The organism is Candidatus Hepatincolaceae symbiont of Strigamia maritima, from assembly GCF_055505085.1.
Window position 1 is genome coordinate 1 of record NZ_DBKDTU010000117.1, and the last position, 10753, is coordinate 10753.

Below are 10753 nucleotides of genomic sequence, written 5' to 3' on the forward strand. Positions count from 1 at the left end.
TTTAAAATCATTTAAAAAATTAGTAATTAAAGTAGAAATATTATTATGCTGACTTACTAAATTCTGATTTAATAATTGTACATCCGATCTAATATTATTCTCTTGTCTTGCAATAGAAGCATTTAAAACTTCCCCCATTTCACTTACACTAGCAAAAGAGGATTTTAAATTCATCCCAATATCATTAAGAACTCCCAATACAGACATACTTAAAGTATCTACCAATCTTTTGTGAGAATCAGAAATAAACATAATATCATTTGACATAGTATTTAAAACCGATAACTGGTTATTAGCTTCACCAGATTGTTGTACTCCTAATTGTATAATCCCTTTAGAAACCTCATCTGATACTTGGATCATCTCATTATTCTGTTTAGATAATTCATTAATTATGTTAATAATTTCAACTAATGAATTTTTAGCATTTTGAAAATAATCTAAATTATTTTGATTAGCACTGTTTAATTCATTAAAAATATTATTAGATACCTCTGTTAAAGTTTTGAGCTCATCGTTATTATTAAGCTGGTTATTTTGTATTTCTTCTAGGGAAATATTAGAAGTATTAACAGCACTTATAGTATCTAATATATTATTATTTTGCTCTGTTTGTATAGAACTAATTGTATCTAAAGCTTGTAATAAATTATTTAAATTCATTCTAAAAGAATCACTATTAGAAGAAATAATTTCCTGTAAAGCATTCATATTATCTATAACGCTTACTAAACTTTGTGAATTAGCATAATTGATATTGGTGTTTTCATTCATTACTACATTAACATTATCTAGAGTAGTATTTGCATTTGATAATAAAGCAATTAAATCATCTAATTTAGCCGGCATTTGTTCTACTACAGCATGAGTAATAGGCATAATTTCAAAATTACTGGCATGGGATAACATTTTTTCTCTAAAATCTACAAAAACACTTAATAAATTAGATACCACGGTATCTATACTCAGCAACAATTCTTCTTTAGAATTTGTTACATAATTACTTAAAGTATGAGATACATTTAATAATTCTGTGGAAATATTTGAAGTAGTTCTATCTATTAAAGCGGTACTTTGTTCTATATTAGAGATACCTTGCAGAGTGTCTACTGAGATTTGCAGAGCAACATTACTTCTTTCATTAATTAATTCATTCGTATTATTAAGTGCCTCATTTACATTAGTCATTGAATTTAATACTTCATTAGAAGAATTTAATAATTGATTAGTATTATCAATTGAGGTATCAGTATTTTCATTAAGAATATTACCCATTTTTCCTAATTGTTGATTAGTATCGTTAATACTAGAAATGATTCCCGTAGCTAATGCATTATTTTCATTTACTGAATTAAAGATATCCTTAGATACTCCGTTAGTATCACTTACTACTCCTAAAATATTACTAGCTATATTATTATTATCTGATACCGCAGAGATTATTCCCGTAGCTAATGCATTATTTTCATTTACTGAATTAAAGATATCCTTAGATACTCCGTTAGTATCACTTACTACTCCTAAAATATTACTAGCTATATTATTATTATCTGATACCGCAGAGATTACCCCTTTAGAGAGATCGTTAGTTTCAGATAAAGAATTTAATATATTTATTCTAGCATGATTAGCATCATGGGCAACATCTAAAATATTTCTAGTAATATCGTTATTATCTGATACCGCAGAGATTACCCCTTTAGAGAGATCGTTAGTTTCAGATAAAGAATTTAATATATTTATTCTAGCATGATTAGCATCATGAGTAATATCTAAAATATTTCTGTTAATATCATTTGTATCTGAGATTGTAGCTATTACTCCTTGAGAAAGATTATTCCCTTCTGTTATTGCTCCTAAGATATTATCAACTTTCTCCTTAGTAGCAACGGCAATATCGCTTACCATATTATTGGCATCAGTATTAACCCCCAAGATCTGAGTTGTGATATCGTTGTTTTGTGCTGCTGCAATAGCTACCGCATCTAAAATATCATTAGATACTTCTACAGATTTAGAAACATTATTTAATAAATTATTTGTATCGGTAGTATTACGTAAAATTTCATCAGATAAAATATTTAAATTATCTAACGGAGGATTTAATCCTGAAATGACTCCTTCTACCCTATCAAGTTGTATAGCCAATTCTTCTTTAACATCTCCTAAGATATTATTAGTATCACTAAGAGTATTAAGGGCATTGCCAATAGCATTATTCATGTCTAAAGCAAGCTCTGCTTGTTTAACCGTAGAAGCCAAAACATTATCCATAGATATTTGCATATTTTCCTGACTAAACACAGAGTTTTCTATACCGACTTTAATATCTTCTAATAATTTACCTTTTTCCTCAGATAATCTTGCTTGGTAAGCTAAACCGTCTAAAACATCAGACATAAAAGGAGTTAATAGATTTCTTGCAGTTTCATCAAAACTTTTATTAAAATCTTCTATAATTTGTTTAGATAATGTTCCTAAATCTAACCAAACATTTTCAATTATTTTATAATTATCCACTATAGTTTTTAAAACTTTTTCTTGTCTTTCATGTGTTCTAACTATGGCAGAACTCATGGCTCCTACAGATTTTCCTACATAATCTAATCTCTCAACTAAACCCTCATATAGAGTATCAAAAGAATCTTCTAAAGATATTAAAATATCTCTAGCACTAATTTTATTAGGATCTTCACCGAAAATACCAGTGTTTGATAATAAATAATTTTCTACTTTATGAGTAAATACTATAAGTCTTTGGGTAGCTCCGTAATTTCCAAAGTTAGCAAATAATGCTGCTACCATCCCAAATAAAGAAGTACTGAAAGCTACAGCCATACCTTGTAAAGGATCACTAAATAATTTAACAAACCCTGTGATATCCGCTCCTGCAAGACCACCGCTTGCTAATGCAGAAAAAGCTTTTGCCACACCATCAATTGTACCTAGCAAACCTAAGAAAGTTCCAAATAACCCTAACATAGTAAAGATAGTAGCCATAAATCTACTAGGACCTAATACCCTTGCTCCGTTATCTTTAATAGCATAAATAATAGAATCAACATCAGCATTAGAAATTTCTAACCTACCTCTTCTTTCTATACTAGAAATAATATTTGAAACAATAGGTGTATCAATTAAAGTACCAGTGATAATAGCTGAAGACCTAATTTGTTTTTTATCTTTTTTAGAAGTTTTAACATCTATAAAACCTCTTAATGCTCTACTTAAGATTTTAGCACTACGATTGTAATACGCCATTACACCTAAAATCCACATGGTACATATTATAAATAAGATTATGATTAAGCCGTTTATAAATATATTTGATGACATATAGGTATAAACTACATCATTAAATACAGTTGCTCCTGATACGAGTACTATCAAACTTAATATATAGGGTACGGGGAAAAAATTAACTTTAAAAGGCATTGTACTTATCTCATTTTACCAATTTATTTTTAATGTATGAATAATCATTTTAACATTACATTTTATACTACACTAAGCAATAAAATACAAGTATTTTATTTATTAAAAGTTAACATTTTTATAAATCTTCAACATTTAATTATTTTATCGCCGTTTATATCACTATTATTTGTTATATTTAATTATATTTTTACCATGAATTACTAATTCAGAGTTCATATTTCCGTACATAGCTTCTTTTAATTCAACTTCATTATTTTTATATCTAGTATAAAAGGTACAGTCTGCTGTTTCTTTTCTATTATTAGAATAAGTAATAAATAATTCTACTTTTGAGGTTAAGAAAGTATTTTTTGGGAAAAAATTAACATTAGTAATTGTAAAATCATCTTTAGTATTTAAATATACTACTTTTGCACAAACCACAGTAGCTGTTTTTTGGTCTATAATTTGATCCCCCCTAATGAAAAAGAAATATATGATGAAAACAATAATGCAACTCCCGTATAATCCGTAAATAATATATTTTTTTATATCCATAAAATATTCCAAAGATATTCTTATATAAGAAGTATACATTTTACTATAATAGAATCAATAAATAATTAGTATCACATTATTTTTTAGATACTGAATAGTTAGAATTCAAAACACTATACAGTAAAAATGCTTATTAAAAATATCAAACTACAAAAATCTTTCTCTTATATTATTATACGATACTTTTAGGTTCAAAAAATTCTATTTTATAAATATATTTAATGCCTCATAAGCATTAAATATTTAATAGTACTATTTCTTTAATAATTCTTAGAAGGAATATGCGTTTATATCTCTTAAATTATCTAAACTTACTCTTAAGCACTCTCTGCTAACATAGCAAAAGTTGCCAACCAATGCTCTCCCCCCAAATAGTGCCCGCTAGCAATATAAGGCAAACTTATTTGTAAATGTAATAACGCACTATTATATAAAGTTTCTCTACTTTGATGACTTTCAGGTAGTATCTTGGCAATACTACGCATAGCCCATGCACGACTTAAATTAAGCCCCTCTAAATGACAAATTTTCGGATCACTCCTATCACTAATTTTTACAGGATTAAGTAAGTTTTGTAGAGTGTTAAAATTAGGCAGAAATTTCTCAAACCATATCATAAACTCCTCTATAGAAAAAATTCTACTCATAAGTAATACTTCACATAAACTTGCAGATAAAAAATCATCTCCGTTAGGTTCAAGATATGCTGGGTAATTTTCATCTTTAGAGTAATATTGTCGGGTTGCTGTTTCTATAGCATTAATTAGAGCTATGTCTTGAGCATGCTGAGCATAATTATAGGCTAAAATCATTGCAAAAGCAGTATTATAATGAGTGCCAACCCGAATAGGATAATTTTGATAAGGCAGAAAATTAAGAAACCCCTTAGTAATTTGCGTTACCAAACTTTGCATTGTTTGTGCCCATTTACCTGCTTGAGGATGCTTAGAAATTTCTAATTCTTGTGCTAAAGCAAGTACCCAAGCCCAACCATAAGGACGTTCATAACTACCCCTGCCTACCCCTTGAAAATACGCTGTTTCCTGAGCAAAAGCTGCTACAGTAAAATGCTGATTAAACATATCTTCTATTTGCTTCTTTTCTAACAAAGAGGATTGTACATTAAGACAGCGTACTAACAACCAAAAACCATGCACTGCAGAATGCCAATCTAGACAGCCGTAAAATACGGGATGTAATTCGCGTGGGGTTTTTGCATCCTCAGGACCAACCATTAGGTGCATAATATGATTAGGATACTCTAAACCGAGACCCTTTAGAGGTAGTGATGCAAAATGTGATACTTGTTCCTTAGTTAACTTCATAATTTAGACTCCTTAACGAAAAATAATGAAATACATTAATAAAATATTAGCAACTAGAATTAACAGGGCAGTGGGAATTTGTGTCTTAATTACTAGATATTTATCTTTTAATTCTAATAATGCGGCTGGAACAATATTAAAATTTGCTGCCATCGGAGTCATCAGGGTACCGCAATATCCTGCATACATACCTATTGCCACTAAAGGGGCAGGATTTGCTCCGTGTTCAATAATTAAAAATGGCAAGGCAATTCCTGCAGTCATAATTGGAAATGCTGCAAAAGCATTCCCCATAATCATAGTTAATACTGCCATACCAACACAATAAACTACAACTAATAAAAAACGATTGTCCGGATTTACTAATAAACTAACCAACTGTTTAACCGAATTCCCAGTTTGTGCTACTACTAATACGCCACCTAACATTGCAAGCATTTGCGGTAAAATTGCCGCCCAACCGATTGAATCAACTAAACGTCTTGATTCATTCACTGCCTGTAAGGGAGTACCTCCTGTCAACTTCCAACCTAAAAGTAAGGAAAAGATACAAGCAACTACTAAAGCTGCTAAGGTTAGATATTTTTGGTCAAGAATAAAAATATTTCCGATAGTAACACCTTTCAAGAAAATTGTACAAATTACCGTAATAAGAGGAATTAGTAGAGCTGGTAGAAAGATTTTACCACCTAATTTCTTAGCAGATTTAGTTCTCTCCTCCTCGGAAGTTTGCTGGTATCTACCCATTGCTAATTGTTTAGTTCCTGCTAATAATGCCATAATAATTACTAAAACTCCGATAATTTTGTAAGTTAAGACTTTCCCCAAGAAAATTATACTACTATCTGCAAAAAGAAAGGTAGCACTAAATAAAAACCAAAATAAAGCCGTGGTAAAGCGCTTCGGATTATTTCTATCTCTAAGGCTTTGAACAACTAATATTAATACTACTAACCCAATTAAGTAATAAATACTCTCAATATTAATAAAATTAGTTGTTGCTTGAGAATTCATGATTATTCTCCTTCTATCTTAGTTTGTACCTGAAAAACTGCAATATTTTTTTGAATTTGTTTCTCCATAAAAATAAATAAACGGATATTGTGGATAATAAAGGCAACAATTGCAGTAGGGATTGCCCATAAACCTATATGTAAAGGCTCAATACCACTGATGCCGTTTTCTTTTAAAAAAGCATCCATTAATAAAACAGCTCCAAAAGCAATGAAGATATCCTCACCGAAAAACACTGCAACATTATCACAGGCAGCTGCATGAGCACGAATTTTATCTTTAATAAAATCCGGTAATTTTCCGTATTTATTTTGGGCTGCTCCTTCAGCCATAGGTGCCAGTAATGGACGTACAGTTTGGGCTTGCCCTCCTAAACTAATTAATCCTAACGCTGCTGTAATCTCACGTACCGTAAAATAAATAATTAAAATACGAGCAGTTGTTGCCCCTGATATTCCTGCAACCCACATTTGGGCACGTTCTTTAAGACCATAACGTTCTAACAAACCAATTACCGGTAAAATTAAAATAAAAACTGCAAGTTGGCGACTATTAAGAAATTTTTCACCAAAGGTTTCAAGTAAAAGATTAAGATCCATACCAACCGCAAACCCCGTAACAATTCCGGAACTAACCACAACTAATAGCGGATTAAAATGCAAAATAAAACCAATAATAATAACCGGAATACCAACCAAGGGTAGAAAAGTCCCTAAGTCCATACCTAAGTTCATGTTACTTGCCTCCTCAAGAAATTTTACTGTAATTTGATAGTATGACAGATTACTATCTTATATCAAGCTTATTTTTTGGTATTTTCTAAGATAATAAACTTTCCGGATTATTCCCTACAAAACTACCTTAAGTAATCAAATAAAAATCTATATATTGATAAAATAACACTGACTACTACTGTTAAATTTAGATAATGAGATACTATCTTTGCTAAAGACTTTTGTAAAAAAATACAGTGGTGAAAACATGTGAGACTAGGAAAGCATTTGTGCTTTAGCATAGCTATACAATATGCAGAATAGGAGTTACTGATAAAGGTGTTATGACGTGATAATAAACTATAGAAGTTTTAGTTAAGATTTTTTAACAGTTTATGATAATTACTTATTGAGGATGGTGAAAAAATGCTTGAGATTTAATAATTATGAGGATTATTATGTTGATACAGTGTTGTTGACTAGAGGAGTGATACAAGTTTGGATTAGGTTTAGGAAAAAGAAAGGGTTTGTTTAGGAAATGGTTGCGGGGGTTGGATTTAAACCAACAACCTTCAGGTTATAAACCACATGTTCTATGTATTTACCAATATTGATTTATATTCTTAAATCTTTACTAATCAAGACTTTTGTAGTATTATCTATTTATAAAAATTAACATATTTTTATTAAAATTTGTTAAAAAAGTAGCAGAATAGTAGCAGAATAAAATATACAAATGACTGATAAACACTTTAATTTTACTAAAACAAAATTAAAAAATATTCCTCTTCCAAACAAAGGAAGCATTTCTTATTATGATACAAAAGAAAAAGGCTTGTGCTTAATTGTCTATGAAAAGGGATCTAAAACATTTTATTTTTATAAAAAAGTAAATGGAAAACCTCAAAGATTTAAAATAGGGTCTTTATTTGATATATCTGTAGAGCAAGCAAGAAGCAAAGTAGCAGAATTTAAAAATGATTTATTTAAGGGTGAAAATCCCAATGAAAAAGCTAAAAATTTAAAACCAGAGATTGCTTTTAAGGAGCTATTTAATAAATATATGGAAAGATATAGTAAGCTTCATAAAAAGTCTTGGATTTATGATGAAAGAGAGGTAAATAAGTTTTTATCATCTTGGTTTAATAAAAAGATATCTAGTATTACAAAGCAAGAAATGAAAGAATTGCATGATAAAATTTACAAAGAAAACGAACTTTATCAAGCTAATAGATGATTAGAAAGAATAAGAGCTATTTATAACAAAGCAATAGAATGGGCTTTTAAAGGATCTAATCCAAGTTTAGGAATAAAGAAATTTAAAGAAAAACAAAGGGATAGATTTTTACAAAAAGATGAGCTTAAAAATTTATTACAAGCATTAGCAATAGAAGAGAATAAGTTAATAAGAAACTATATTTATCTCTCTCTTTTTACAGGTGCAAGAAAAAGTAATGTTCTTTCTATGAAGTGGGAAGATATAAATTTTAACACTCAAGAATGGCATATAAAAGATAGTAAAAATGGAGAGAATTTAATAATACCTCTAGTTAAAGAAGCTATTGATATATTAAATGAATGTAAGCAAGAAAATACAAGTAAATATGTATTCCCATCTAAAAATAGTAAATATGGGTATTTGCAAGATCCTAAAAAAACATGGAATAAAATACTAAAAAATGCTAATTTAAAAGATGTAAGGCTCCATGATTTAAGAAGAACTTTAGGAAGCTATCAAGCTATTACAGGCTCTAGTTTACTTGTAATTGGGAAGTCCTTAGGGCATAAATCAAGCAAGGCAACAGAAGTTTATTCAAAACTAAGTACAGACCCTGTAAGAAAATCTATGGAAACTGCAATTAAAGAAATGATTTAAAATATAGTGAATCTATTATGAATATAAATGATCTAAAAAAATTGGAATGCAGACAAAGAAGCTTTAAAAAATAAAAATAATTGTATGAAAAATGATTTTTATAATTATATTAATAAGATGTGAAGTGCGTTTATTATAGTTTACATCTTATAATAGATAATTAATCATTAAAAAATTCTGATAGTGTTTTTATTATTGCTGCTTCCCTCTTATCAATAGTTTTTTTATTCCAATTATCTATATGACATAAAGATTTACATTCTTCTGAGAAAGATTTATTGTAAAAGCTTTTTTTATCATTAAAAGATAAATTGTTAGCCTTAATATTTAGTTTCTTTTCAAGAGTAACTAAATTTCCTAATCTATTAATATTTTCACTATATTCATCTTTAATAAACCCGTCTTGATTATTGTAATATTTTTTAGGTAAAATATGTTCTATTTCTATTTGATCCTTTTCATCTAATGATATTTTTTGATTATGGTGTAATGTAGAGTTTAAGATCACTATACCTTTATTATATTTTCTTAAATTGCTTTTTTGAATTTCAGCAATAGATTTTTCTATTTCTTCTTTTTCTATACTGTTTTTAATGGTATTAATGTAATCATTATTATGGCGTACATCTATATTAATTTTATAAATATCATTTTTAATACTATTAACACTATTATATACTAAACCTTTTATATAACTATATCTAACCATTTGTTTTAGTAATAGGCTAAATTTATCTTGATTTACAGCTGATAACAAAGTTTCATTCTTTTCTATTTTTAAGTGTTCAATTAAAAATATATAAATAGGTTCAAAGGGCTTATTATTAGGGTAATTTTTTAAACATTCAATTAAATTCCTATTTTTACCATCTAATTTCTGCAAAAATTCATGTGCTTGTTTAAATTTGTTCAGGTAATTAATAGTTTTTTCATAATCATTAAAGTATTCAGTGTTATTTTTAGTGAAAAATTTACGCAATGAAATGAGGCTATTAGTAGTATTATTTTCTGCTCTAATATAATACATATAGTTATAAAACATACTAGGATAATTAAACTCTTTATTTTCAAACTCTATTAATTCTTGCCAATTAGTTAAAAACTCATTCTTATTTGTAGCTTTTTTATAAAGAGTAGCTTTGAATATATCATTTTCAGTAAGAGGTAATCCTCTATTGTTAAGAGTTTCAAAAATATTTAAAGCACTATCAAAGTTATTGCACTGAATAGAAAGTAGTTTTACTTTTTCAATAATATAAGTAATAAAATTATCAAATTCATTAGCATTAGCACCTTTTAAATATTGCTCTATTTTATTAGAAAAAACATAGAAGTTATTAGTATATTTGCTTTTATTTTTTGATTTTTCAGGGACTTCATCTAAACTTATTATATTTGTAAAACTTTCATTGTCTTTATCAATAAATGTTTTTATTTTCTGCGTTTTATAATCCATCACTGAAAGATCTTTTTGGCTTGGTGCAAATAAAAGATTTTGCAATTTTTTAAAACTTCTATTCTTTTCAAATAAAGCTCGAATTAGTAGCGATAAAGATGTAAGCCTTTGTTGTCCGTCTACAACATTGAAATACTTATCTCCAAGTTTTTCATGGGGATATATAACAATATTACCTAAAAAATAATAAGATTGATTATTTATGTTATTTTTATATTCTTGATAGGCATCATAAATATCATTCCATAATTGCTCACATTGTTCTTCTTCCCAACTATAAGGTCTTTGGTAATCTGGAATAATATAATGTTTTTGAAAAATTACTTCTATTGATTCTAGATTGGTTCTAAGTGCTTCCATATTATTTCCTTTATTTTATTATTGATTATACTTT

8 protein-coding genes are annotated in these 10753 nt (G+C 28.3%); 2 read left to right on the plus strand and 6 right to left on the minus strand.

Annotated features, from left to right (window positions below; translation table 11 throughout):
• The 5 genes from ACQCX0_RS02875 to ACQCX0_RS02895 form a co-directional block, all read right to left on the minus strand.
• Window positions 1-3435, minus strand: a 3435-nt coding sequence (locus ACQCX0_RS02875) for a MotA/TolQ/ExbB proton channel family protein (RefSeq protein ID WP_462562663.1), incomplete at its 3' end; no start/stop codon positions are given.
• A gap of 165 nt (window positions 3436-3600) precedes the next feature.
• Window positions 3601-3975: a hypothetical protein gene (locus tag ACQCX0_RS02880; RefSeq protein WP_462562664.1), complete on the minus strand. Its 375-nt coding sequence runs from the start codon at window positions 3973-3975 to the stop codon at window positions 3601-3603.
• Between the two features lie 317 nt (window positions 3976-4292).
• Window positions 4293-5300, minus strand: coding sequence for a DUF2891 domain-containing protein (locus tag ACQCX0_RS02885; RefSeq protein ID WP_462562665.1), 1008 nt, complete (start codon window positions 5298-5300; stop codon window positions 4293-4295).
• Between the two features lie 12 nt (window positions 5301-5312).
• Window positions 5313-6314 carry a DUF979 domain-containing protein gene (locus tag ACQCX0_RS02890; RefSeq protein ID WP_462562666.1) on the minus strand — a complete coding sequence of 334 codons (1002 nt, stop codon included), beginning with the start codon at window positions 6312-6314 and terminating at the stop codon, window positions 5313-5315.
• A 2-nt stretch (window positions 6315-6316) separates the two neighbouring features.
• Window positions 6317-7048 (minus strand): DUF969 domain-containing protein, encoded by a 732-nt coding sequence (locus ACQCX0_RS02895; RefSeq protein WP_462562667.1) that lies wholly within the window; start codon window positions 7046-7048, stop codon window positions 6317-6319.
• A 715-nt stretch (window positions 7049-7763) separates the two neighbouring features.
• Between ACQCX0_RS02895 and ACQCX0_RS02900 the strand changes: the two genes are divergently transcribed.
• Both ACQCX0_RS02900 and ACQCX0_RS02905 read left to right on the plus strand, forming a co-directional pair.
• Complete coding sequence (locus ACQCX0_RS02900) at window positions 7764-8264, plus strand: Arm DNA-binding domain-containing protein (RefSeq protein ID WP_462562668.1); 501 nt, start codon at window positions 7764-7766, stop codon at window positions 8262-8264.
• Window positions 8265-8336: 72 nt separating this feature from the next.
• A complete protein-coding gene (locus tag ACQCX0_RS02905) occupies window positions 8337-8903 on the plus strand; it encodes a site-specific integrase (RefSeq protein WP_462562671.1) in 567 nt (188 codons plus the stop codon).
• 160 nt (window positions 8904-9063) lie between these two features.
• Here ACQCX0_RS02905 and ACQCX0_RS02910 read toward each other — a convergent pair whose 3' ends face one another.
• A complete protein-coding gene (locus ACQCX0_RS02910; RefSeq protein ID WP_462562669.1) occupies window positions 9064-10719 on the minus strand; it encodes a DUF262 domain-containing protein in 1656 nt (551 codons plus the stop codon).
• Between the last annotated feature and the right edge of the window lie 34 nt (window positions 10720-10753).

What these genes read in the sequence shown, in the direction of transcription:
- ACQCX0_RS02885 (WP_462562665.1), bottom strand. Translation starts at nt 5,300, where the DNA reads ATGAAGTTAACTAAGGAACAAGTATCACATTTTGCATCACTACCTCTA.
- ACQCX0_RS02890 (WP_462562666.1), bottom strand. Translation starts at nt 6,314, where the DNA reads ATGAATTCTCAAGCAACAACTAATTTTATTAATATTGAGAGTATTTAT.
- ACQCX0_RS02910 (WP_462562669.1), bottom strand. Translation starts at nt 10,719, where the DNA reads ATGGAAGCACTTAGAACCAATCTAGAATCAATAGAAGTAATTTTTCAA.
- ACQCX0_RS02900 (WP_462562668.1), top strand. Translation starts at nt 7,764, where the DNA reads ATGACTGATAAACACTTTAATTTTACTAAAACAAAATTAAAAAATATT.
- ACQCX0_RS02895 (WP_462562667.1), bottom strand. Translation starts at nt 7,048, where the DNA reads ATGAACTTAGGTATGGACTTAGGGACTTTTCTACCCTTGGTTGGTATT.
- ACQCX0_RS02880 (WP_462562664.1), bottom strand. Translation starts at nt 3,975, where the DNA reads ATGGATATAAAAAAATATATTATTTACGGATTATACGGGAGTTGCATT.